This is a genomic window from Rickettsia endosymbiont of Halotydeus destructor, assembly GCF_049278075.1.
GTDB lineage: Bacteria > Pseudomonadota > Alphaproteobacteria > Rickettsiales > Rickettsiaceae > Rickettsia.
Window position 1 is genome coordinate 416,692 of the sequence record NZ_JAPNPB010000001.1, and the last position, 24,169, is coordinate 440,860.

The window sequence follows — 24,169 nt, forward strand, 5'->3', positions numbered from 1 at the left end:
TTTAAAATGGAGCAAAAGAAAAAAATAGTTATAGCGATTTCCGGGGCATCGGGAGCCATCTACGGCATCCGGTTACTTGAAATATTAAAAGAGCAGAATATTGAAACTCATTTAGTAATTTCAAAAGCTGCGTGTATTACCATAACCGTAGAAACCAAATATTCTATAGAGCAAGTTAAAAATTTGGCAAGTTATCATTATAACGTTATGGATATGGGCGCTGCTATCTCAAGCGGTTCATTTAAAACTCTAGGTATGATAATAGCGCCGTGCAGTATGAAAACCGTAGCATCAATTGCTCATTCATTTGAAGATACTTTAATTAGCAGAGCCGCAGGAGTAGTATTAAAGGATAAAAGAAAGCTTATTTTAATGGTTAGAGAAACTCCCTTTCATACGGGGCATTTAGAAAACATGCTAAAAATTTCTAATTACGGCGGAATAATAGCACCGCCTGTACCGGCTTTTTATAGTAAACCGGAAAAAATAGACGATATAATTAATCATTCGGTTAGCAGAGTATTGGATTTCTTTGATATAGATACTAAATTAATTAAACGCTGGCATGGATTATAAGAAGGTTTGTTGCGTAGATTCTTCTTCAATTATTATTGCGAGCTGTACCGCAAGCAGATTGGCAATCTCAAGTATCTCCGTTATTGCGAGGAGATATTTTACGTGGAGGCCCCAACGTTATTGCGAGGAGATTTGCAGAATCGACGCAGCAATCTAAGATAACCCATCCCGTCATTGCAAGCAAAGTGAAGCAATCTCGCTGTTATTTTTCTCTAGATTGCCGCGTCGTTGCTATCGCAATTCCTCGCAATGACAGTTGAGATATCCACGCAACAATGCCACGCGGAAATAACATAAACGTCATTGCGAGCGACTAAAAGGAGCGTGGCAATCTAATGCAATAACAAATTTTATTGATTAATCCGCTCTAGGCAAATTTTTTCTGTTAGCATTTTTAATTTTTCTACTCTCTCAATTAGATAAAGTAACTGCTCTTCACTAATTCTATAACTTTTATCGTATCTTGCTTTAACATAAGCATCTCGGAGTAATTTAAAACACTCTTTTCGTTCAGGCGTTGCCATAGGAAAAACTTGCAATAATTCACTATTATAATTTGCTGCTCTGCTCCCTAATTTTTTTATGTCGTGTAGTTTTGGTTTGTAGCGAGAAAAAACTAATAAAATGCTACTGTAAAAACTTTCAGTGGCTTGATGGAGCAAAAAAGCACCAATTTTAAAAGCTTTTTCTTCTAAAGCATTTTTAGAAGCTTTTAAAAAATATTTACCACTCTCAAACCACTCTTCGTAATCATCTTTTGCAATTTCTTTTACTTCACCCCAAGGTAAATCTTTAGCTTCACTAAGTGTAAATTCTTCGCTATCATATAAAAGAATACCCTCTTTTTTAATATCGGTATAAAAATAACGTCCTTTTTCAAGCTGAGTATTTACCTCATCTATTGATTCAAGAATTATAGATATCTCTGAATCATATGGAATAATCTGATCTTTTATTACTCCCGTCTTCTCTAACCTTTTATATATTTTATCTTCTAATCTTAAGGTAGCGTGTCCTTTATATTTACCTTTTTTGAGAATTATCAAAATATCAATATCGCTATGATAGCCATTAGGTAGGTCACGTACCCAATCACCTCTTGCAAAAGAGCCATACAAGATAATCATAGCGATTTTATCTTGTGCAATATCTAAGATTTGACTTACTATATAATCAAGCTTAGCTTGGATTTTAAGAGAGCGATCAGGTAAAACGGTTTTCATGGTTGATTTTCGGAATCGTTAATGAGGTAATTCACTCTCTGAATCATCTAATCCTCCAAGAAGGGTTGTTGCTAAGTCTTCTGATTCTTCAGAAAAGTTATTGATTATTGAAGCGAAAATTGCTACCCAAGTGTTTACAAAATTTTTTGCAGTTTCTTCTACATAAATTGTTAGTTGATTAAGTAATGAATGTTCTTCAGCTTTTGCAAAATATTCATTGCTTTCTGTAGTTTTTCCCAACTTTTTATAACAATTTCCAATTTTTATTAAAAGTCTATTTGCGGTTAGAAAATAGTATATAAATGTTGTCTCTTTTCGTGTTTCTTCAAGTACATTAAATTCTTCAAGTGATATTTTTAATAATTCTTTTATATCATCTGTTTTCATTAAAATATTCCTTATTTCTTTATTAAAATTGTCTTGCGTAAAATAAAGTCTAACCCTGGAAATAATTTTAAATAACTTACTTTTCTAAATAATTAAGAAGAAAATAAAAAAATAGTAAAAGGCTAGCTAAAAAAGGTAAAGAAAAAAAGAAATTTTTTTTACCCGGCCTGTGAATATTTTTAAATCCTATTTGAGGTTCTTCAGCATTTTTAATTGCAAATAAGTTTTCATCTTTGTTAATCATTTTTAACCCTTACAGTAAATTTATGTGTATCTCATATCTATATAAATTACAATCTGCTAGCAGTTAAAAAGGTGCCAGGGGTTAAGCTCCGTCATTGAAAACAACAACCTTCCATTACACTTCATGACGTTTGATCACTTATAGTAACAGACCCCTGGCATAATTCTATTAACCAGGCTTAACAGATTGGTTTTGTAACAATGGAGCTTAAACATTATTAGCGGCTTTCTACATTAATATAATAATTTAAAGAGTCAAGAGATTTTAGTTGTTAACATAAAGAAAAATGTAATTCTTAGTTACTAATTAGCTTCTAAAAATTAAAAATATTCTCAGCATAGATAATTTTTGCTAAAATTTGCTTTTAAATATGTAATAAGTTAGTATCTTACTGTGAAGAAAATATATTTTTCAATAAAGTGAAATTACTAAATATGAGTCAAGAAATAATCTCTATAAATCAAAATTCAAAAATTAAGCCTCATTTATTTCATCTTGTAGAGCCAAGCCCTTGGCCGATACTTATATCATTTGCCTTACTTGTTTTAGTTAGCGGTGCTACTCTATTTATGCATGATTATAGATTCGGAACTTATGTTTTGATATGCGGTGTTGTTTCAGTAGTTCTTTGTTTATATTTATGGTGGAGAGACGTAATAAAAGAAGGGATAATAGAGAAGCAACATACCACGCCTGTTAGAGCCGGTCTTAGAATAGGGATGGCACTATTTATTTTAACGGAAATAGTATTTTTCGGGGTGTTTTTTGCTTCTTTTTTTAAAGCTAGCTTATCCCCGGTGGGTATTCTTGATGGCGTATGGGTAGTAACAGAAGGTATTTGGCCTCCTCTTTCTATTAAGACTTTTGATCCTTTTGATATTCCTTTTATTAATACCTTAATATTGCTGTTATCCGGTAGTACGGTTACTTGGGCGCATTATGCACTGGAAGAAAAGAATCAGAAAGATTGTATTACCGCTCTGGGTCTTACCGTATTGCTCGGAATATTTTTTACTTTAATGCAAGCCTATGAATATCATCATGCAGCTTTTAATTTTACGGATGGAATATATGCGTCTAATTTTTACTTAGCCACCGGTTTCCATGGCGCTCATGTAATAATTGGGACTATATTCTTAATAGTGTGTTACTTTAGAGCAAAAAGAGGAGATTTTACAAATAACGATAATGGCCATTTAGGTTTTGAATTTGCTGCGTGGTATTGGCATTTTGTCGACGTAGTGTGGTTATTTTTATATACCTTTGTATATGTATTAGGTAAATGATCATAATTTGTGATTATAATGTTACTTAAAATATTTGTTTTATACTTATTTTATCATATAAAATAAGTATATTTGCATATACTAAGAAGTTGATTAATATGTAAATAGAGTGTAACATAATTTAAATATAATTATCGAGGTAAATTTATGAATCTTAAGAAGTTAAATACAGAACCAATAGAGCAAGACGTACTAGCGCGTCTATTGCTAGCCTTTTTTAGCGTAGCTATTATTATGATGTCATTTGATAGTTTTGCAAGTGGTACGACTACTGATCCTGTCGGGAATGCGCTATGTAACATGATAGTGATTTTTAGAGGCAATACAGCAAGGGGAATAGCGATTGTTGGTATAATCGTTCTAGGGATTCAAACTCTTAGAGGTAAATTACAATGGGAAGTAGCTTTAGTGATAATAGCTGCTATTATCATATTATTTAAAGCGCCCGCTATAGTAGACATGGTATCAGATAGTACTAATGCAGCCTGTGGAATTACAAGTATTCCATAACCAACAATAAAATATTAATTAATTATCGAGGTAAATTTATGAATTTTAAGAAGTTAAATACAGAACCGCTAGAGCAAGATGTAATAGTGCGTCTATTGCTGGCATTTTTGGGCCTGGCTATTATTATGATGTCATTTGATAGTTTTGCAAGTGATGCGACTGCGACTGCTGATCCTGTGGGGAATACTCTTTGTAAGTTGATAAGTACATTTCAAGGAAATACGGCTAGAGCAATAGCAATTATCGGTATAATTGTTTTAGGAATTCAAACTCTTAGAGGTAAATTACAGTGGGAAGTAGCTATAGTTATAATAACGGCAATTATAATATTATTTAAAGCGCAGGATATAGTTAGTGTGATAGCCGGTAGTGGTACCTGCACAACTGGTTAATAAGAGTTTAATAAGGAGTAGAGTTTTAAAAACTCTACTCCTTTGTTACAATGTCATGCCGTGGATTGACTACGGTAGGCGTTGTTGTGCATGGAGTGATTCTACATCGTCATTGCGAGGAGATACTAGTATCTCCTCGCAATCTAAAATAAAATTTTCTCGATTGTTGGGTTGCTTGCAGTGGCTCGCACAATGGCGGTTTTGTTATTAATTTTGTGAGCCATGCAAAAACGCTGATTTGAACATGAAATTCAGTTTTACTAAGCTTTTTTCTGGATACCGTGGTCAAGCCACGATATGACACTTGATTAACCTCGGAATTATATAGCTATGTAGCATTAATCCTTTATCTGTTAGATAGATATTTTTATCTGATTTTATTAAGTTTAATGTTTGGTAATACTGTAATAGGTCGATATCTAATATATCAGTTAACTTCATGCCGATTTTTTGCTCTAGACTATCAATATTTATTCCGCCTTTAAGACGTAACCCCATCATTAATATTTCCTCCACCATTTCCTGCGTCGATAACTTAATTTTAGATTGAATTCCTACATTTGAATCATTAACGATTTGAAGCCATTTTTCCGGTTTATGCCACATCATTATACTATGAGCTATTTGTGGTTTTGAATTTTCAATAATTCTACTATGCGCGCCAGGCCCGATACCTAAATAATTATCATAATGCCAGTAAGCCAGGTTATGCATACATTCGTGATTTGGTATTGCATAGTTAGAGATTTCATATCTAAAATAATTATTAGATTCTAGATAGTGATTGGTCCATTCATACATTTCGGCAGCTTGATCAGAGTCTGGAATTGTTAAACTACCTTCTTTGAATAGTTTATAAAATAAAGTACCTTTTTCAATAGTTAACTGATATAAGGAAATATGCCCGCTAGTGAGTTGCATAGCTTCCTGTAATTCCTGTTGCCAATCTTTTAAAGTTTGGTTACTTCGAGCATATATTAAATCAAAAGATATTTTAGAAAAAATTTTGCGAGCTGCTTCAATTGTTTTTATAGCCTGCGCAGCGTCATGCTGCCTGCCTAATTGTTTTAAGTCATCTTTTCTTAAAGATTGTACACCGATTGAAACACGATTTACTCCGGCTAATTTAAATGATTGAAATTTGTTAGTCTCAAAAGATGTTGGGTTTGTTTCTAACGTTATTTCTGTTTGATCATTAATATTTGCCAGTTCTTTTAGTTTATTTATTATTCCTTCTACTACAAATGGCTCCATCAAAGAAGGAGTGCCGCCGCCGAAAAAAATAGATTTTATGTATCTGCTGTGAATTATATCTTTAAAATGATCAATTTCTTTTTCATAAGATTTAAGCCAAAGATGATGATCTACTTTATTTGTAACATGCGAATTAAAATCACAATAGGGACATTTTGACAAGCAAAACGGCCAATGGATGTAGATACTTAAGTGTTGCATAAAGGAAAATGTATGTTGCGTGGACTCGGATCGTCATTGCGAGCATTTGCTAGTGTTGTTGCATGGCTCGAATTTTTAATGTCATTCCTGCGAAAGCAGGAATCCAGTAAAACATATAAAAAACTTGTTTTTTATATGTTTATTTTATCAAATATATAATTTTTGTACCAATATTAAGGTTATTTTTTCTGGATTCCCGCTTTTGCGGGAATGACATCGAGCGCTTTTAAGAGCCATGCAACAACGCTTGTGCCTCCTCGTAATGACGAGCTTTTGCTACTTTTATCGAACTGTAAGCTGTTTATTATTATCAATAATCTGGTTTAAAACGAATTTTTTTACTTTTTCGAAAGCAGTATTCTCGATTTGTCTGATACGTTCTTTAGAAATGTTATATTCAGTGCTTAAGATGTCCAAAGTTTTAGGAGAATCTTGTAATTTACGTTCAGTTAAAATACGAAGCTCTCTAGCATTTAAAATTTTCATTGCTTTAGATAATAAACTTCTTTTGTTAGTAAAATCTTGTTTATTAATGAGTAAAGTCTCTTGATTTGGGCGAGTTTCGGGCAAAAGTTCAATTAATTCTCCTACACTACTATCATCATTATTAATAGAATTATTTAAGGATATATCAGCTCCAGAAAGTCGAGCATTCATTTCCGCCACTTCATTTGTCGTTACCCCAAGTTCGCTTGCAATTTGAGTAAAATCTTGAACTGTGACGGCTCTTGAATATAAATTAGTAATTTTATGTTTAATTTTGCTGAGACTAAAGAATAACTTTTTTTGCGCGACGGTAGTACCCATCTTTACTAACGACCAAGATTTTAATATATATTCTTGAATAGAGGCTTTAATCCACCACATAGCATAAGTAGATAAACGAAAACCTAAATCGGGATTATATTTTTTTACTGCCTGCATTAGACCAATATTTCCTTCTGAAACGAGTTCTGTTAAAGGAAGCCCGTAAGTTCTATAGCCGCTAGCGATTTTTGCTACTAATTTAAGGTGGCTAGTTACTAATTTGTGAGCAGCTTGCAGATTATTGTCTTCAAGGTAAGATTTTGCCAGTGAAAATTCTTCTTCCTGTGAGAGAGAAGGTATTTTATTAATTTTTTGTAAATAGCTATAAAATCCTGATTCAACAGAAACTGCTAGTGCATTAATATTATTAGCCATATTATTACTATTATCATTAAATTATTTTCCTATAATACCATATATATTATCTAAAATAAACTAATTAAAGGGCAGCGTTGAAAAAATCCAATAAAAATTTAGCAACTTCTTTATTAGGGCTAATAGTTAGTATGATATTACTAAGTTTTGCCTCCGTGCCGATTTACAATTTATTTTGTAAAGTCACGGGGTACGGCGGTACTACCACGCGGGAAGTAATAAATATATACTCTCCTGAAAAGGGAAGTAGAGAGATAACTATAGAATTTGATTCAAATGTCGATAAAAATTTGCCTTGGCGTTTTGTACCTAAACAACAGAAAGTTCAACTTGTACCCGGACAAAATACTTTAGTTTTTTATGAAACAGAAAATTTAGGTGATAACGATATAATAGGTACTTCTATTTATAACGTTACACCTAATAAAGCCGGTAAATATTTTGTTAAAATTCATTGTTTCTGTTTTGAAGAACAATTATTAAAAGCCGGCGAGAAAATACTTATGCCGGTAACATTTTTTATAGATAAAGACTTTGAAAATGATCCGGAAATGAACGATGTAAAAGTGATTACCTTGTCTTATAGCTTTTTTAAAGTAAGAAACAACTAAAAATCTTAGTTATTATTAATTTTTAAATAGCTTATTGTAATTTACTTAAAAATCTATTATAATGCACTGTTTGTTTAAAGTCTTAAGTGAGGCACAACTAAATATTTTTACCATGATGAACTGGATTAATGAAGAGTCTACTGTGGTGGTGGCAATGTCTGGAGGAGTTGATAGCTCAACGGTTGCTGCTATGCTATGTGAGCAGGGGCATAAAGTAATCGGGATTACCTTGCAATTATATGATCACGGTTTAGCCGTTAGTAAAAAAAACGCCTGTTGTGCGGGGCAAGATATTTATGATGCAAAAATGGTAGCGGCGAAATTAGGTATTCCTCACTACGTACTTGATTATGAAAGTAAATTTAAAGATTCAGTAATTGATAATTTTGTTGATAGCTATATGCAAGGGGAAACACCTTTGCCTTGCGTCCAGTGTAATCAATCGGTAAAATTTAAAGATTTATTAAAAACGGCGAAGGAACTTGGGGCGAGGCGCTTGGCTACCGGTCATTATGTTCGAAAAGTTATTGGAGATAACGGGGCAGAGCTGCATACTGGGCTTGATCCTCTAAAAGATCAGAGTTATTTTTTATTTGCTACTACGCAAGAGCAGCTTGATTATCTGCATTTTCCTTTAGGGGGTTTAACTAAAGAAGAAACACGGCAAGCGGCAACTAGATTCGGTCTTGGGGTAGCAGATAAACCGGACAGCCAGGATATTTGTTTTGTACCGGATGGAGATTATCGTTCAGTAATTAGTAAAATTCGTAAAGATGCTAATGAAAAAGGTAAAATAATTCACATTAATGGTTTTGAGCTAGGTACTCATAACGGGATTATCAATTATACTGTTGGGCAGCGTCGTGGGCTTGGTATATCATCTCATGAACCTTTATATGTAGTAAAAATTGATCCGATAACAAAAATAATATATGTAGGACCAGAATCAGCTTTAGAAGCGTACGAATTTATTATAAAAGATGTTAATTGGCTAGGGAAAGAAATTAAGGAAGGTGAAAAACTTGAAGTAACTGTTAAAATTCGTTCAATGAGACCGCCTACGCCTGCTTATGTAAGTAAAGTAAGCAATTCTAAAATGAAAATAAAATTATTGGCACCGGAAAAAGCGGTAGCTCCAGGGCAGGCATGTGTTATATACGATAATAACAGAGTACTCGGTGGCGGCTGGATTACTAGGGAGATAGGGAGTGTAATACCAGAATCGTCATCGCGAGGAGATTCGTAGAATCGACGTGGCAATCTGCTTTTGTCATGCTGAACCTGTTTCAGCTTTATTAAGAACATCCTAAAAAAATTCAGGATGACTTATTTTCCAGATCGCCATGTCGTTACGCTCCTCGCAATGACGATGTTTTTACAATGACACTATGGAACAACTAAAAATTTATTTTATAATTTGAGGAAATAATGAGTTTTTTAAATAAAAAAAGTTTTGCATCGGTAAAGGAATTAGGAAGTGCTAGCGGTCTTGCTAAGACCCTTGGAGCATTTGATTTGGTAATGTTGGGATTGGGTGCGATGATTGGTACTGGGGTATTCGTTACTACCGGGATGATTGCTGCAAAATTTTCTGGCCCAGCAGTAATGTTATCTTATGCGATTGCAGGTGTCACATGTATTTTCGTAGCGCTTGTTTATACCGAGCTTGCTACAATGCTTCCGACTTCCGGAAGTATTTATACTTATTCCTATGTTGCATTCGGTGAAATATTTGCCTGGTTAATAGGTAGTGTAATAATTCTTGAGCTTGGTGTCGCAGCAGGAATTGTTGCAGCTGGATGGTCAGGTTATTTTCAGGGAATATTAGAAGCTGGGGGAGTATATTTACCAAAAATGTTGACGACTGTACCAGCGAATGGTGGAATAATAAATTTGCCAGCTTTTTTAATTTCGGTGTTTATAGGATTTATTTTATTTTTGGGAACTAAAGACAGTAAAAGGCTAAATGCAATTTTAGTTTTTATAAAAATGGCAGCGATTTTTGCTTTTATACTTGCGTCAGCTCCTCATTTTAATCCAGTAAATTGGGAAAATTTTATGCCGTTTGGCTTTGGTAATGTTATAGTTGGTTCTTCAATATTATTCTTGGCGTTTACAGGATTTGGAACAATCGCAACGGCTGCTGAAGAATGTAAAAATCCAAAACGTGATATAATGATTGGCATAATATTTTCGCTTGTTTTAACTACTTTAGTATATGTTATTATGTCAGGTCTTGTTACAGGTATAGCACCTTTTGATCAATTAAATAATGATCAGCCTCTTGCGTATGCACTAGCACTTAATAACAGTAAAATTGGCTCAGCAATTGTTTCAACTGGTGCAGTTTGCGGTATGATGACAGTTCTTATGATGAATATATATGGAACTTCCCGTATTTTTTATGCTATTGCCCGTGATGGCTTACTACCGAAAAGCTTTGCAAAATTGCACCCTAAATATGATAGCCCGTACATTACAATTATAATATTTTCAGCACTTGCAGCGTTGCTTGGAGGTTTTTGTCCTATTGATATTACAATGCAATTAACTTCTATGGGTTCTTTAATTGATTATACTACTGTTGCTATAATAGTAATGCTTTTCAGAATTAAATTACCAACTGCACAACGTCCTTTTAAATGTCCTATTGTATTTATTATTGCTCCCCTTATTATTTTTGCTTGTATATATTTATTATTTGCACAAATGTATGGCAATGAAATATATAAGGGCAATTTTACTCTATTAACAGCAGGGCGTGCCTTAATATATTGGTTTATTGCAATATTTGGGTTATATATAGTAAGATCGTTTTTTATGAAGAAAGGACAAGAGTAGATAAGCCAAAATGACCGATAAGCTTAGACCTTTACGTGGAATGAAAGATCTGTTGCCAGATGATTATAAAGTTCACGATTATATAATCAACAAAGCAAAAGCTATCGGGACATTATACGGCTATAAACAAATGAGTACGCCTATCTTGGAATATACCAAGGTCTTTAATCGCTCAATGGGCGAAAGCTCCGACGTCATCAGTAAAGAGATTTATAGTTTTTTAGATAAAAGCGACGAATCTGTAGCTTTACGTCCCGAATTTACTGCCGGGATTGTTAGGGCCTTCATCTCAAACGGTTTGCAGCAAAAACTCCCCTTAAAATTTTTCTCATACGGTCCTGTTTTTCGTTATGATAGACCGCAAGCAGGACGTCAAAGGCAATTTCATCAACTAAATTATGAGTATATCGGTGCTAGCGGTTCTTATTCCGATGCTGAAAGTATAAAGCTGGCGGTTGATATTCTCGCAATTCTTGAAATAGAAAAAGATGTAATTTTAGAGCTTAACTCTTTAGGATGTGCAGAGTCCAGGGTAAATTATCAGCAAAAATTAGTAGAATATTTAAATGATTTTAAAAATGAATTATCAGAAGAGAGCAAAATAAGGCTGCTTAAAAATCCTATGCGAATTCTTGATTCAAAAAATGAAAATGATCAAAAAATAGTAGCAAACGCTCCGATCTTATCTGAATATTATACTGATGAAGCTAAAAAATATTTTGATGAATTACTAAAATATCTTGATGGCTTAAAGGTTAAATATAAGATTAATTCTCGCTTAGTTCGCGGGCTTGATTATTACTGCCATACTGCTTTTGAGTTTACTACTACAAAACTTGGGGCGCAATCGACTATACTTGCCGGCGGGCGTTATGACGGTCTTAGTAAAGTTATGGGCGGTGAGAATGTTCCTGCGATCGGCTTTGCTGCCGGAATTGAGCGGCTTGCGCTAATAAAAGAATATAATATATCTTCAATAAGACCGGTATTTATTTTACCTATCAGTGAAAATAATATTGAACATTGTTTAATAATTGCCGATAAATTTCGCGGGCAGAGTATTCCCATAATTATGGATGCTGCAGGAAAAATGACCAAAAGAATGCAGCGAGCAATTGCCGAAAATGCTAAATTTGTTATTTTTATCGGTGATGCCGAGCAGGAAAATAATAATCTCAAATTAAAGGATTTGGACAAGGAAGAAGAATATTTAATAAGCTTTGAACAAGCTATTACTGCTTTAAAGTGAAATCCTCCTGGTTTGAACCTTTTAACTAAAAAACTGGTAGTAATTGTATTATTTTTTATCCCGCAGGAACTGTGTGTTCAAGAGTTAAACCTACCATATAAAGGTACTGCTTTTATTTATACCTTACCTTTAACGTTACCACTAATTGATAACCCTGTTGATACTGGATGGTCTGAGGTTAAGCAAAACCCGATACGTGTATAATTGTTACTAGTAGTAGTATAATATACTGCTACTTTAAATAATCTATTTTGAGAAGGTAACGCAGGAATGATATGGTTTAATTAACTAAATTTTTTAAGGTATATCATGCTGGCGAAAATAATATAATTGATAACAGGGTAAAAGATTCAAACCAAGTAGTACAGGAATTGTCGGAAGCTAAATCTTTTGAGGTTTTTGAACATCTAATGTTAGGGGCATCCCAAGCAGAGTTAGCAAGGTTGGGTGGAGAGGGTGAGGCAGAAAAAGCACTAGAATCAACTAATAAAGCTCTCAGTCTTGATCCTTCAAACGATGAAGCTCTTCTGTTAAAAGCGATAATATTAAATTATTTGTTAGCTAGACACACGTATTTAATATACTATAATGATATAGGCTCTGTGAACAAAATTATTAAAGCTCTGGATGAAATATTAAATACAAATCCTCAAAGTAAAAGTGCTTTGATATTAAAAGTGCGTGCACTGTTTGATTTAAAAAAACATGAAGAAGCGTTAAATATCTGTAATAAATTATTTGAATTAAAACCGGTTAGTCCAGTAATTATACATATTAAAGGAGTAGTGTTAATACTTTTAGGGCAAAATGAAGAAGCTATCAAGCTTATAGATGAATCTATTTTATTAGATAGCGCGTTTGCTGTATGGCAGGAAGCTAAAGAAACTTGTTTAAACCATATAACTGAATCTAGAGCAGTTGTACATAATATATAATCTTGTCAAAAAATTTTAATACTTACTATTCGGTTGCAAATATTGTTTTTTTGCAACCGAATTAAAAAATAATTAATTGCAGTGCTTCTATATTAGTAATAATTTGAAACATTAACGCAATTAACATATTCTTAAACAAATTAGATCAAAAAAATATTAACCTCATTTTTTTAGTTAATTCAAATGTTTTATCAGTACTGTAAGGATAAATAAGGTTTATAAATGGCTGACGATAAGGATAAACAGGATGATGCGCAGCTAAAAAATGCGATTAGTGCCATCAAAGCGCAGCTTACCGCTGCTACAAATCCTGCCGAATTCGCAAGGTTAGGCGGTGAAGTTGCTGGTCTTTTATCCAGTACTAACAATCCAGAATTAACAGAGCAGATTAAGAATCTGCAAGCTGCCGTAACTGCCAAAGAAGAAAACGCTCAGCAAAGAGTTTCCTCTGGTATAAATTCCCAAAATAATGAAGCAGAAATTTTAAGGCAAGTAGACCCGCAGGAACTCGCAGAACAGCAAAAATTAGAGGATTTACATAATGAGCATAAAAGACTTGGCGAGAAGTATGAGGAATTTTTAAAGAATTCTGATAAATATATTGAAGAAAGAAAAAAAGAGAATGAGTTATTAAAGGGTATAAATGCTGATCTTGATGCTGGTAAAGAAATTGACCCAGAAAGATTAAAGGAATTAATTAAAACCCCCGAACAAATCAAAGCTCAACTTGCAGAGCGGCAGGAATTATATAAGTATCACGCTGAAACTAATAAGCATCACGATACTGTTATAGCTCAAGATAAAAAGAATAGGGAAAAGCTTGCTAAGCTTGAAAGAGAACGAGAAGAAAAGCTTAAAGCCATCAAAATTCCTGAGCAGCCTACCCCTATTGAAAAGTCAGGACTTAAAGTTGTCGACAATAATATAGATCAACAAAAAAAGGTGATAGCCGACTTCCAACCTACAGTCAAAGAAGCTGCTGAGCGGAAAGCAGGAGCGGATAAAAGCATTGCAGATGTAAAGAAAGAATATAAAAATATAGAAAATGAAACTATTGGTCTTAAAGAAAGAATAGCTAAACTTAAAGAAAAAAATCCTCAACAGCATGAAATATTAAGCAATACAGTTAATTTATTAGAAGCTCAACAAGAGGCGATTAATACTGGCATAGTCAAAGATACTGAGCAAAATAATACACTTTCAAAAGATGATATTAAATTTCCTCCAAAAACAGATGAAATTAAATTACCAATACCTCCTCCTTTTGAAGAAATTCCTATAGCTGCACAACAAAAACTTTCACCTGAAAAAATTACCAAGCAAACAGTATTGGAAAAATTAAAGCATACAGTTGGTGATATAGTCATAGGTTTAAAAGAAAAATTTGGCTTTCAGCCGGTACCTGATAATGAAGCAGCAACAGCAAAGAAGCAATTAAGAATCGGTTTGGAAAACCAGAAATCAACACCAGTAAATAGCAAAGGACCTGAATCTGCTAAACAATTAGCTAAAAATAACCAGAAAAATAAAAATGAAGGTCGTACTAGGTAAAATAAATTAAGAGGAGTAATATGGCAAAAGAAAAGTTATTAACAATTAATGAGGGATATAACAGAGCTCTAGAAACGTTAGAAATGCTTAAGGAAGTTCCGGCAGGAAGCAGAAACGAATTTATAAAAGATTATAATAATGTTAAAATCGGTTTAAGTGATGCTTTACTTTTTGGTAAAGCTGAAACTTGTATAAATCTTGCTTATATTAATAGAGAGGGCTTACATGGCAAAAAGAGTGAATATAATTATAAGTTATTTTTAGTTATAGGAAGCAAGCTAGGCAATAATGCTTGCACAAAACAATTATCGACTTTACATAATATAAATGAAGTTGAAAGAGAAGCTTCAATATGGGTAGGTTTTATAAACACTAATACTAATAAGAAAAAGCCGGATGAAGAAATAACAGCCAGAGACATATCAGATATACGTATCCGATTAGAAGCCACTCTTTCAGATAATGCAATTAAACTAGATACATTTAAGGAACATTACTGGCTTAAATCTCATGATGACCAAATAGTAGTAAGTACTCACGATAACCATACTTCTCACTCTACTTATCATAATGACGATGTTCATCTTGGTGGACAAACTGATTTTCCTAACACAAATGCCAAGCCTGTTAAAAAATCTTTTAATTGCGATATATTATAATTTCTTCTTAAAATTCTCTGCTCAAAATGAAGCGTTTTAACCCACGCTTCACCCAAAGTTAAGGCAATGTATTAACGCTCTTCTTAAAATCTTCAAAAAATTTAATAAATAAAAAATATCTCTTGACTTATAATAGAAAAAGCATATTTTATTTGCAATTTTAATGAAAAATGTAAAGAAAATGTTAGGTTATGACATAGAGCAGCGACTTTTAACAAAAGAACAAAAACAAGCTATCGGGTTGTTATCTGTCGGCACCTTTCTTGAATATTTTGATCTAATGCTTTATGTACATATGGCCGTATTGCTTAATGAGTTGTTTTTTCCTAAAGCCGACCCTCAGGTTGCTTTTATTTATTCTGCTGCTGCTTTTTGTTCAACATATTTACTAAGACCACTAGGTGCTTTAATATTCGGCTGGATTGGCGATACTATAGGTCGTAAATCAACAGTTATTATTACAACTATCATGATGTCTTTATCATGTTTAGTAATGGCTAATTTACAAACTTATGAAGAAGCCGGAGCTAAAGCAGCATGGCTAGTAACAGCTTGTCGTATAGTACAAGGTATGGCGTGTATGGGGGAAGCTGTAGGAGCAGAACTTTATTTGGCGGAGATGGTAAAGCTTCCTGCAAGATACATGGCTGTATCTTTAGTAACAGTTTTTGCAACTTTAGGAGGAGCTGCAGCTTTAGGTGTAGCCTCACTTGTTACCTCTTTTGGATTTAACTGGCGTTTAGCATTTTGGTTTGGAGCAGTAGTCGCCTTCATTGGTTCATTAGCTAGAACAAATTTAAGAGAAACCCCAGAGTTTGTTGATGCAAAAAGAAGAATTAAAAAAACCTTTGAAAAAGCTAAGATAGATACAAAATATTTAGAATCTAATCCCGCTTGGCAACAAAAAGTTAGTAAAAAAACATCTTTGGCTTACTTTTTAATTGAATGCACAGGACCTTTATGGTTTTGTATAACATATATTCATTGCGGGAACATTCTTAAGGAAAATTTTAATTTTACTCCCGCACAAGTAATACATCAGAATCTTATTGTCGGTTTGGTAGAATTAATAGCTACGATTGTCCTTTCTTATTTGGTTTATAGAATACACCCCTTAAAAATTCTTAAAGTAAGGTTAATTATATTCAGTATTTTTGCTATAATATCACCTATCTTATTAAGAAATGTATCTAATTTTTATGAATTATTCTTTTTTCAAATATTTATTGTAATATTTGCACCAACAGGCTTTACCGCATTTGCAGTATTTTGTATGTATTTTCCTGTTTTTAAACGTTTTAAGTATACTAGCTTTATTTTTGCAACATCTCGTGCATTAATGTATGCTGTTGCCTCTTTTGGTATTGTTTTTTTAACTAATCATTTTGGTTATTGGGGATTATTATTAATTATTATTCCCGTGCTTGTAGGCTATAGATTTGGATTAAACCATTTTAAAAAGTTAGAGATAGCATCTGGAAATTATTTTTAGCAAGAAAATTAGCATTTTCTTCATGTTCATTTAAAATGCTTAAACAAAGTTGAATAAGCTTATTTTCTAATTCATAATGAACGGTGCTAGCAATAGGCAAGAATGTCACTAAAGTTTCATGAACAGTCTTCCTTTGTTTTTCTGGAGATTGTGCTCTAATAGTTTGTAAATTATGAAAACGATCGCATAATTTAATAATTAATAACTTTGTATTTTCATTATAAAATAATATATTCATTATTTCAGCTGCGCTAAGCTTGTTATCTATTTTTACTCTTGTTAGCGCCTCTACTTGAATAGCTATCTCTCTTCCAAAAATTTTTGTGATCATTTTTTCACTAAGATATGTGTCTTCAATAGTATCATGAAGCAAACTAGTAATAATCGTATCAGCCGTGAAAAAATTTACTTTTCTGTAAGCAGTAAACTCTGCTGCCATATAAGCAACTTCTATCGGATGAGAATAATACGGGTCGCCTGATTGGCGCATTTGTGTGCCGTGATATTTTCGTGCGTAATAAATACCCTTTTTGATTTCTCGAAGGTCTACCGGCTGCTTTACTAACGTGTTTAAATAAGTAACCTTATCTAACAGCCTTGCAGCATACTCACAAACTTCAAACTTTTCTTCCCAGCAATTAATGTCTTGCATAAAATTAACCAAAATTATTAGATTAATCCTTATAACATTTTCTATTGAAAATAGAAAGCAGAAAATTGCAAGAGGAAGTATTTTTTTAACTTATAATTTATAATAATCTTTAAATATTATAAAATAAAACATTAAATTAGCTTAACTTTATTGCTGCTGTTTTATGGGATGCACAATTAAACTTAAAATTCGCTCTTGTAAATCATAACGTCGTCATTGCGAGGAGGCATTTATGCCGACGTGGCAATCTAGTTAAATCTAAGAAAGATTGCCGCGCTCCTTTTAGTCGCTCGTAATGACGGCGCAAACCTAAAGTTAAGGCGTTTTATTAACGCCTATCCTAAAAACTTCAAAAAATTTAAATAAATAAAGTGATAATGAAGCGTTTAAGCCACATTTCATTTTTTTATCGCAAAAGGCGAAAACTCTTCTTGACTTTCAACAAAAAAGATATAGTTTTTTAGCATTCAATTAATAAGTTAAGAAAATGTTAGGCTATAAGAAAGAGCAAAGAAGTTTAACAGGAGAACAAAAAAAAGCCGTAGGCATACTTTCTATAGGGACTTTTCTTGAATATTTCGATTTAATGCTATATGTTCATATGGCAATACTTTTAAATAAATTATTCTTTCCTGAATATGATCCTTTCACCTATTCTTTACTAGCTGCTTTTTCTTTTTGTTCTACTTATTTGTTACGACCTCTCGGTGCTTTAATATTTGGCTATATTGGAGATCATTTAGGAAGAAAAACAGTAGTTATTTTAACTACTATGTTAATGGGTGTAGCTTGTGCTATTATAGGAAGTTTTCCTACCTATGCAACAATAGGTATAACTGCTTCTTGGGTTCTTACTACATGTCGAATAGTTCAAGGTATGTCGGCAACAGCAGAATCTAGAGGAGCGGAATTATATTTAACCGAAAGTTCAGCTCCTCCTATACAATATCCGTTAGTAGCGATGATAACAGTTTTTTCTGCCTTAGGTACTACCTTTGCTTTAGGTATTGCATCAATTTTTACTAATCAAAATATTTATCAACATGAATCAAGTTGGCGAATAGCTTTTTTGATTGGTGCAGGTATTGCATTTGTTGGAACAATTGCAAGAACTAGTTTAAAAGAAGCCGACGAATTTTCAAATAAAAAAAATAAGCTAAAGTTAATGCTTAAAGAAAATGGCATTGAATTTAATGAAATTAATGAAGAAATCGATAAAGATTTTATAGATCAAAAAGTTCCTAAAGCAACCTCAGTTTGGTATTTCTTTATTCAATGTGCTAGGCCCCCATGCTTTTATTTCGTATATATTTATTGTGGTGATATATTAAGAAGAGAATGCGGATTTACCCCTAATCAAATTATTAGTCAAAATTTTTGGGTATCAATAGTAGATTTGATAGGTATTATAGGTCTTACATTTATAAGCTATAAAATCCATCCTTTAAAAATACTTAAAACAAAACTCTATTTGTTTTTTATTTCTCTTGTCTTTTTTCCTATAATGTTAAGATATAATCCTACTCCTGATTATATCTTTATTTTTCAATGTTTAGCTGCATTATTTGTATTTGATCATGTACCCGCTGCTCCAATATTTTATAAGTATTTTCCAGTTTTTAAAAGATTTACGTATACTAGTATGCTAAGCGCAATAGCAAAACTACTTACTTATGTTATAACATCATTTGGTTTAGTGTATACTACTAATTATTTAGGGTACTGGGGATTATTCTTAATTTTTATTCCAGTAGGTATAACATTTTTTATGGGAGTATCTTATTTTGAAAGAATGGAGAAAAACGAAACATAGAATTTACATTAATATTATCATTTTTCACGATATTAAATTTACTAGCATGTTTATAACATTCTTTGTATAGAAGATCGCTAATTAAAGGCATTTCAAGAACTTCGCTTAAAATTAAAAAGCTTTTTAAAGTTTCTTTTATAATTTTTTGGATTTTTTCAGGAGATTTAGCTCCCAAGGTTTGTAAGTTATGAATTCTATCAAAAATTTTAATAAGTCCCGTATCATGCCTTTTTTGCTTAAACAATAAAATTAAGCTTTCTTCCGCACTGATTTTACCATAAGGTTTGACACGCGTTAAACCTTCTACATGTCTTGCAGTGGTGTCATCAAAAAGCTTTCTAATTTCCTCTTCTGTAAGCTTTGTATCCTCTACCGTATCATGCAACAATGCCCCATTTAGCATACTTGGGATAAAAAGCTTAGGTACTTCGGTTGCCGTATACTCGGCTAACAAATACGCCACTTCTATTGGATGAGAGTAATAAGGGTCGCCTGATTGGCGCATTTGTGTGCCGTGATATTTCCGTGCGTAATAAATACCCTTTTTGATTTCTCGAATATCTACGGGCTGCTTTACTAACGTGTTTAAATAAGTAACCTTATCTAACAGTCTTGCGGCATACTCGCAAACTTCAAATTTTTCTTCCCAGCAATTAATGTCTTCCATGAAAATTAACCAAAATTATTAGATTAATCCTTATAACATTTTCTATTGAAAATAGAAAGCAGAAAATTGCAAGAGACGGTGTTTTTTTAACTTATAATTTATAATAATTCTTAAATATTAGAAATAAAAATATTAAGTTAGCTTAACTTTTTCTACATTTCTGCTATTCTTGCTCTACCTTTTTATTCAGCAAAGATAAATCCACCTCGCTTAAAAACACTACTCGTTCTACCTTAGGAACTATCCGACAATTACCGGCATTACTTGCAGTGGCAAACCAGCACACAACGACTGCTACCCACTCTAAATTTGGTAAAGTTTTTGCCATCTGTTCCATGGCAAGCAGCATATTAGCTTTACCGGAATAGTTATGTATATTGAGGTAATTTTTACCCCAAAAATCAACTGTTTTCCTGCCAACTTTAGTACGGTATTGTTTGTAATGTACTGTGTTTGAGTAAACAAATTCTCCGGCTCCTGGAATAAGAACGATTTCCTTGATTTTATCCTCAACACTCGGCTTAATTTGTGTTTTCTTTCTAACTTCAAAAGTAAAATTAGGGATGCAATTACCAAATTGTGCAAGCGGTAAATCTTCAAATACTATGTAACATAATCCTCTATAAGCGGGGTAAGTACCTGGAGTTTTATATTTAGCGATAATATCATCGGGTAATTGCTCTTCAGTTCCTAAATGAATATTAAATTTACCTTGGCTAGCTCTAAGCGTTCCTTCAGTTAACAAAGTACCATCTGCCCAAATACGTATTATTTCCTCGATTTCCCCCTCGCATATAGCTATAGCAAGACTTGCGGAGTAATTATAATTAATTACTCTTCTAAAATCATCTTCGCCATATTCTTCAAAACCCTTAGTCTCAAACTCCTTAATATCTGTTGCCCAAATGATGTTACCTGCAAGCCTTATAGTTCCGTAAACTTTTGGGATTACCTCACCATAACTTGAGATTTGTACTTTAAGATCATTTAATCTCGCCCCTTCTCTTATATTAGAGCTAAAATTGTCATTAGTTTTTTTCTTTTTACCAAATAAATTACCGATGGCTGCCCCTAGCACCGCACCTTTGATAGCTCCTCCGGAACCTCCAAGCATTAGCCCAAAAGCTCCGCCTACTACCGGCAGTATTGCACCCAAACCAAACATTATCTTGAACTTAACCTATCAATACCAGGCAGATCAGGCTCACCACGGAAATTGATAATGTTGTTAAATTTCTCTAGGCAGGTGCGGCTAGCTTTATCGCAGCCGGCAACTATAGTAAACTCATCGCCTATATTAATAATATAAGGCATCGGTAAAACTAAATTGATGCGACTATTAATAAAACTTTTTACTTCCATTTGTAGATTAATATTTTTGCCTGTCTGCCAGCTGATATAGCCATAAGTAAACCAATTATTATCTTGCGTTAAAGAAGCAGCAGTAAAAATTTGTTGGTCAATTATTTCAGTTACTGCGGCATTAACTGTAAAAGCTGGTTGATTTAAATTAAATCTGCAACGCTGATCTCCTAAGTTCGCTCTGCAGTGTGGAGTATAACTTTCGCACATAGTTTGTGATAAGAATTGCGTTAATCCCCTTACTTCAGCATGAAACAGGTTTTTATTTAAAGTGACTTCCCCGAGCACACCACGCTTTTGTATTATCTTTCCACTTTCAGGTAGCAGGTAATTTACTAAGAATATTTCTACTTCTGCAAAATCATATTTGCCGGCTAGCAACTTTATTTTCGTTATTTTATTGTCATGAAATTGTCCTGCTAAATCCAAATTGTCGACTGCCATGTTACTATTGCTTTCTACGTTAGTCGGAGTAAAACCTGCTATAGAGTCATATTTTATATTATCAATAAATAAGGCTTGGTCATGGTCGGTAAAGGTGAAAACTCTATTATCTTTTCTGGTTAGCTTCCAGCAAGTAGCGAGTGTTGTTACCTCATTACTTAGATGATTTTTAAGTTGTGAGGATAAATTTCTCATGAATTTTATTATACTCGTATCTCAACCAAAGGAATATTGCCCCAAGACCCTATAGCGAAACTATCTAGTGACAAATCTAAATGATCGGTATCAAAACGCACTGGGACGTCAAATTCAAAATCGGCGGTTATTTCTTCACCATTTCGTGGAGCTAGGTTAAACGTTACAATACCGGTGGTAAAATCAATGCTAAATCCTTGATCTATAGGCATCGAGTCAATATAAATTTTACAAAAATTATTATTTACCGGTTTATTGATGATGCGGGTGTAGTTATAATCACCGCTTATATATTGTTTTACTAATTGAAATTCTTTTTGCTGACCGTTGCCGTTGCCGATTATTTGATGAGCAGCTCGATAATCTGCGAAATCTTTATAACGAAACCCTATCGCTCTGCCTCGTCTACTTCTGAAAAAAGCTATTAGCTGCTGCCATTGCTTCTCAGTTTTTATGCCGCTACTTATATCGTATCTAGCTCGCGCCTCTTGCCAATTAATATTACGCTGCTCATGTCCACTAAAGGTTGTGACTATGTCAGTTGAAAATTGCGGTCCACCCTTAGAGCCGTAAGATATTTCCGGCGGAAATTGTACCTCAGCAAAAGCAGTTATCATTATAAATTACGTTTACTTCGGGAAATCTGCCTTGCCATATCAGCGGTAATTTGATTGCGGCTTTGATTAAATGAAGCAATATCGGGCGTTTGAATATTCATATTAACAACGATATTACCGCTATTTGCTGATTGTATTTGGCTTAAAGGTGTTACAGTGCCGATAGAATTTGGGATAAATAACTCCGGCTCACCACCATCACCGACAATATGGGCTTTATTTGGGCGAACTGTGCCACCTTTTGCAAAGAATCCACCGAATTTAGAGCCAAAACCTGATAAAATTCCGCTCGCTCCTGATTGACCACTTCCGTTACTACTACCGAGTAACCCACCGCCGCCGCTTGTGCCTATGATATTCTCTTTCAGAGTCATTTTTAAAATATCACTTTGCAGTTCCTTAAAAAAATCACTGCACACTTCCTTTAAACTTTTAATATGACCGCCTGCACCAAAAGCCGCATCGGCAAAATTATCAATTAAACTATTAGCACTTTCTTGTGATTTTTCCTTAATTAAATCAAATACATCTTTGCTATGTTCGCCGAATTTATCTAACTGCTCTTCGCTTTGTTTTAAGGCTCTGTTATAAGTATCTTGATCTATTAAGCCTTGTTTTAGTAATTTATTTAGCTTCTCAATTTGACCGTTATGTTTTTCAAGGGGTGTTCTAGTTTGCTTAAATATTTGTGTAGCATCACTCATTAGCTCGTTACTTTTACTCATAACTGCCATATCTTCTTTTTAGGAAGATTTAGTTTAAAGGTTTCAACTATGCGTGGCGATTCAAGTACTTTATTATGCTTCTCTGCAGCTTCGCTGCTTTTGTTGAACCATTTTGTTAAAGTCACAAGTCCTGCAACTGTTGCCGATATTGCAATTGCCGTTAACCCCAAAGGATTTGCCATCAAAGCTACTGTAAAAGCTCTTACTGCCATAGTAGCAGTGACAAACCAAACGGCAAGCTTCAAAGCAAGGATCACCTCTATAGCCGTTATAATAAAAGTACTTGCCTGATGACCTTCACGTATAGCTCCAAAAAAGCTTGTTACAACTGGCAATATCGGCACTAAGCAAGAGGTAATTAAACTTATCAGCACTGTCTGTAATTTATTCAATTCATTATTAAATTGTGCCATGGCTTTACAATCCTCTTCGGATAAAGAAACGCCGAGCCTTTGTGCTTCTTCTCGCATTTGCTGAATTCCAACTGCCCCTTGCTCCGCAATTTGTGCTAATGCTGAACTCTCAGAACCAAATAATTTAGTAGCAATAGTTGCTTTATCTGAAGAATTATTTAATCTCTCAAACTGGGTTGCGATCTTCTCTAATTGCTGATCAGGACTTAAAGCTACTAGCTCCTTAGCCGATAAACCAAGAGCCGCAAGTGCATCTTTTGCCTCACCACTACCGCAAGCTGCCTCCTGAATTTTCGCAGACATCGCAGTCAAACCTGAAGTTAAAGCATCAAACTCCACACCTGAGCTACTAGCTACATATTTTAACTCCGATAAACTGCGAGTCGATATATCAAGTTTAGCTGACAATTTACCAATCTGCTCGCCGCTATCGATTATTTTCTTCAAAGCATGAGTGCTGAAGGCAGCAGTAAGAGCTGTACCGATCTTACCAAAACCAAAACTTACTTTACTGGTTAATTCTTGCAGTTTCTTAAAATTCTGCTTCAGCCTGCCAAACGCTTCTCTAGTCTTATCAATTCCTCGAAATGTTACCCTGACTTCTTTAGTAGTCATACTACCTAATTATAATAATTTTTATTTCTTCTAATAATTTATTTTTGGTGTATTTTTATACTAAAATTTAATC

26 protein-coding genes are annotated in these 24,169 nt (G+C 33.6%); 14 read left to right on the forward strand and 12 right to left on the reverse strand.

Going from position 1 to position 24,169, the window contains the following annotated elements:
- Positions 1-6: 6 nt before the first annotated feature.
- On the forward strand, positions 7-576 hold the full coding sequence (locus OTR29_RS01960) for a UbiX family flavin prenyltransferase (RefSeq protein WP_422228976.1): 570 nt from the start codon (positions 7-9) through the stop codon (positions 574-576).
- Positions 577-926: 350 nt separating this feature from the next.
- On the opposite strand, the gene OTR29_RS01965 is transcribed toward OTR29_RS01960, so the two are convergent.
- The 3 genes from OTR29_RS01965 to OTR29_RS01975 all read right to left on the reverse strand — a co-directional run bounded on the left by OTR29_RS01965 (position 927) and on the right by OTR29_RS01975 (position 2,430).
- Complete coding sequence (locus tag OTR29_RS01965) at positions 927-1,799, reverse strand: HEPN domain-containing protein (RefSeq protein ID WP_422228977.1); 873 nt, start codon at positions 1,797-1,799, stop codon at positions 927-929.
- Between the two features lie 18 nt (positions 1,800-1,817).
- Positions 1,818-2,186 (reverse strand): hypothetical protein, encoded by a 369-nt coding sequence (locus OTR29_RS01970; RefSeq protein WP_422228978.1) that lies wholly within the window; start codon positions 2,184-2,186, stop codon positions 1,818-1,820.
- A gap of 76 nt (positions 2,187-2,262) precedes the next feature.
- Positions 2,263-2,430 carry a hypothetical protein gene (locus OTR29_RS01975; RefSeq protein ID WP_422228979.1) on the reverse strand — a complete coding sequence of 56 codons (168 nt, stop codon included), beginning with the start codon at positions 2,428-2,430 and terminating at the stop codon, positions 2,263-2,265.
- Between the two features lie 434 nt (positions 2,431-2,864).
- On the opposite strand from OTR29_RS01975, the gene OTR29_RS01980 reads away from it, so the two are divergent.
- The 3 genes from OTR29_RS01980 (at position 2,865) to OTR29_RS01990 (ending at position 4,618) form a co-directional block, all read left to right on the forward strand.
- Complete coding sequence (locus OTR29_RS01980; RefSeq protein ID WP_422228980.1) at positions 2,865-3,716, forward strand: cytochrome c oxidase subunit 3; 852 nt, start codon at positions 2,865-2,867, stop codon at positions 3,714-3,716.
- Between the two features lie 147 nt (positions 3,717-3,863).
- Positions 3,864-4,226 (forward strand): TrbC/VirB2 family type IV secretion system protein, encoded by a 363-nt coding sequence (locus OTR29_RS01985; RefSeq protein WP_422228981.1) that lies wholly within the window; start codon positions 3,864-3,866, stop codon positions 4,224-4,226.
- A 38-nt stretch (positions 4,227-4,264) separates the two neighbouring features.
- Positions 4,265-4,618: a TrbC/VirB2 family protein gene (locus tag OTR29_RS01990; protein ID WP_422228982.1), complete on the forward strand. Its 354-nt coding sequence runs from the start codon at positions 4,265-4,267 to the stop codon at positions 4,616-4,618.
- 285 nt (positions 4,619-4,903) lie between these two features.
- On the opposite strand, the gene hemW is transcribed toward OTR29_RS01990, so the two are convergent.
- On the reverse strand, positions 4,904-6,073 hold the full coding sequence (hemW, locus tag OTR29_RS01995; RefSeq protein ID WP_422228983.1) for a radical SAM family heme chaperone HemW: 1,170 nt from the start codon (positions 6,071-6,073) through the stop codon (positions 4,904-4,906).
- Between the two features lie 282 nt (positions 6,074-6,355).
- Positions 6,356-7,255: an RNA polymerase sigma factor RpoH gene (gene rpoH, locus OTR29_RS02000; RefSeq protein ID WP_422228984.1), complete on the reverse strand. Its 900-nt coding sequence runs from the start codon at positions 7,253-7,255 to the stop codon at positions 6,356-6,358.
- A gap of 77 nt (positions 7,256-7,332) precedes the next feature.
- Between rpoH and OTR29_RS02005 the strand changes: the two genes are divergently transcribed.
- The 9 genes from OTR29_RS02005 to OTR29_RS02045 all read left to right on the forward strand — a co-directional run bounded on the left by OTR29_RS02005 (position 7,333) and on the right by OTR29_RS02045 (position 16,593).
- Entirely contained in the window at positions 7,333-7,866 is a 534-nt protein-coding gene (locus tag OTR29_RS02005) for a cytochrome c oxidase assembly protein (protein ID WP_422228985.1), read from the forward strand.
- A gap of 112 nt (positions 7,867-7,978) precedes the next feature.
- Entirely contained in the window at positions 7,979-9,112 is a 1,134-nt protein-coding gene (mnmA, locus tag OTR29_RS02010) for a tRNA 2-thiouridine(34) synthase MnmA (RefSeq protein WP_422229062.1), read from the forward strand.
- A 182-nt stretch (positions 9,113-9,294) separates the two neighbouring features.
- Complete coding sequence (locus OTR29_RS02015) at positions 9,295-10,707, forward strand: amino acid permease (protein WP_422228986.1); 1,413 nt, start codon at positions 9,295-9,297, stop codon at positions 10,705-10,707.
- Positions 10,708-10,717: 10 nt separating this feature from the next.
- Complete coding sequence (gene hisS, locus OTR29_RS02020; RefSeq protein ID WP_422228987.1) at positions 10,718-11,956, forward strand: histidine--tRNA ligase; 1,239 nt, start codon at positions 10,718-10,720, stop codon at positions 11,954-11,956.
- 12 nt (positions 11,957-11,968) lie between these two features.
- Positions 11,969-12,160, forward strand: a complete 192-nt coding sequence (locus OTR29_RS02025; protein WP_422228988.1) for a hypothetical protein — start codon at positions 11,969-11,971, stop codon at positions 12,158-12,160.
- A 167-nt stretch (positions 12,161-12,327) separates the two neighbouring features.
- Complete coding sequence (locus OTR29_RS02030) at positions 12,328-12,891, forward strand: tetratricopeptide repeat protein (RefSeq protein WP_422228989.1); 564 nt, start codon at positions 12,328-12,330, stop codon at positions 12,889-12,891.
- Positions 12,892-13,113: 222 nt separating this feature from the next.
- Positions 13,114-14,442, forward strand: a complete 1,329-nt coding sequence (locus tag OTR29_RS02035; protein WP_422228990.1) for a coiled-coil domain-containing protein — start codon at positions 13,114-13,116, stop codon at positions 14,440-14,442.
- 20 nt (positions 14,443-14,462) lie between these two features.
- The gene (locus tag OTR29_RS02040) at positions 14,463-15,101 is read left to right on the forward strand and encodes a hypothetical protein (RefSeq protein ID WP_422228991.1); all 639 of its coding nucleotides are present in this window, start codon (positions 14,463-14,465) and stop codon (positions 15,099-15,101) included.
- Between the two features lie 181 nt (positions 15,102-15,282).
- A complete protein-coding gene (locus OTR29_RS02045) occupies positions 15,283-16,593 on the forward strand; it encodes an MFS transporter (protein WP_422229063.1) in 1,311 nt (436 codons plus the stop codon).
- Here OTR29_RS02045 and OTR29_RS02050 read toward each other — a convergent pair.
- Positions 16,556-17,245 (reverse strand): HD domain-containing protein, encoded by a 690-nt coding sequence (locus tag OTR29_RS02050; protein WP_422228992.1) that lies wholly within the window; start codon positions 17,243-17,245, stop codon positions 16,556-16,558. The two genes, OTR29_RS02045 and OTR29_RS02050, sit on opposite strands and share 38 nt — an antisense overlap.
- Before the next feature lie 487 nt (positions 17,246-17,732).
- On the opposite strand from OTR29_RS02050, the gene OTR29_RS02055 reads away from it, so the two are divergent.
- Complete coding sequence (locus OTR29_RS02055; protein ID WP_422228993.1) at positions 17,733-19,058, forward strand: MFS transporter; 1,326 nt, start codon at positions 17,733-17,735, stop codon at positions 19,056-19,058.
- Here OTR29_RS02055 and OTR29_RS02060 read toward each other — a convergent pair.
- The 6 genes from OTR29_RS02060 to OTR29_RS02085 all read right to left on the reverse strand — a co-directional run bounded on the left by OTR29_RS02060 (position 19,012) and on the right by OTR29_RS02085 (position 24,096).
- Entirely contained in the window at positions 19,012-19,725 is a 714-nt protein-coding gene (locus OTR29_RS02060) for an HD domain-containing protein (protein ID WP_422228994.1), read from the reverse strand. The two genes, OTR29_RS02055 and OTR29_RS02060, sit on opposite strands and share 47 nt — an antisense overlap.
- Positions 19,726-19,888: 163 nt before the next feature.
- The gene (locus OTR29_RS02065; protein ID WP_422228995.1) at positions 19,889-20,890 is read right to left on the reverse strand and encodes a hypothetical protein; all 1,002 of its coding nucleotides are present in this window, start codon (positions 20,888-20,890) and stop codon (positions 19,889-19,891) included.
- The gene (locus tag OTR29_RS02070; protein ID WP_422228996.1) at positions 20,890-21,726 is read right to left on the reverse strand and encodes a DUF2163 domain-containing protein; all 837 of its coding nucleotides are present in this window, start codon (positions 21,724-21,726) and stop codon (positions 20,890-20,892) included. Before OTR29_RS02070 ends, OTR29_RS02065 begins: the two co-directional genes overlap by 1 nt.
- 8 nt (positions 21,727-21,734) lie before the next feature.
- Positions 21,735-22,343 carry a DUF2460 domain-containing protein gene (locus OTR29_RS02075; protein ID WP_422228997.1) on the reverse strand — a complete coding sequence of 203 codons (609 nt, stop codon included), beginning with the start codon at positions 22,341-22,343 and terminating at the stop codon, positions 21,735-21,737.
- Positions 22,343-23,068, reverse strand: a complete 726-nt coding sequence (locus OTR29_RS02080; RefSeq protein ID WP_422228998.1) for a hypothetical protein — start codon at positions 23,066-23,068, stop codon at positions 22,343-22,345. Before OTR29_RS02080 ends, OTR29_RS02075 begins: the two co-directional genes overlap by 1 nt.
- Positions 23,065-24,096 carry a phage tail tape measure protein gene (locus tag OTR29_RS02085; RefSeq protein WP_422228999.1) on the reverse strand — a complete coding sequence of 344 codons (1,032 nt, stop codon included), beginning with the start codon at positions 24,094-24,096 and terminating at the stop codon, positions 23,065-23,067. Before OTR29_RS02085 ends, OTR29_RS02080 begins: the two co-directional genes overlap by 4 nt.
- Between the last annotated feature and the right edge of the window lie 73 nt (positions 24,097-24,169).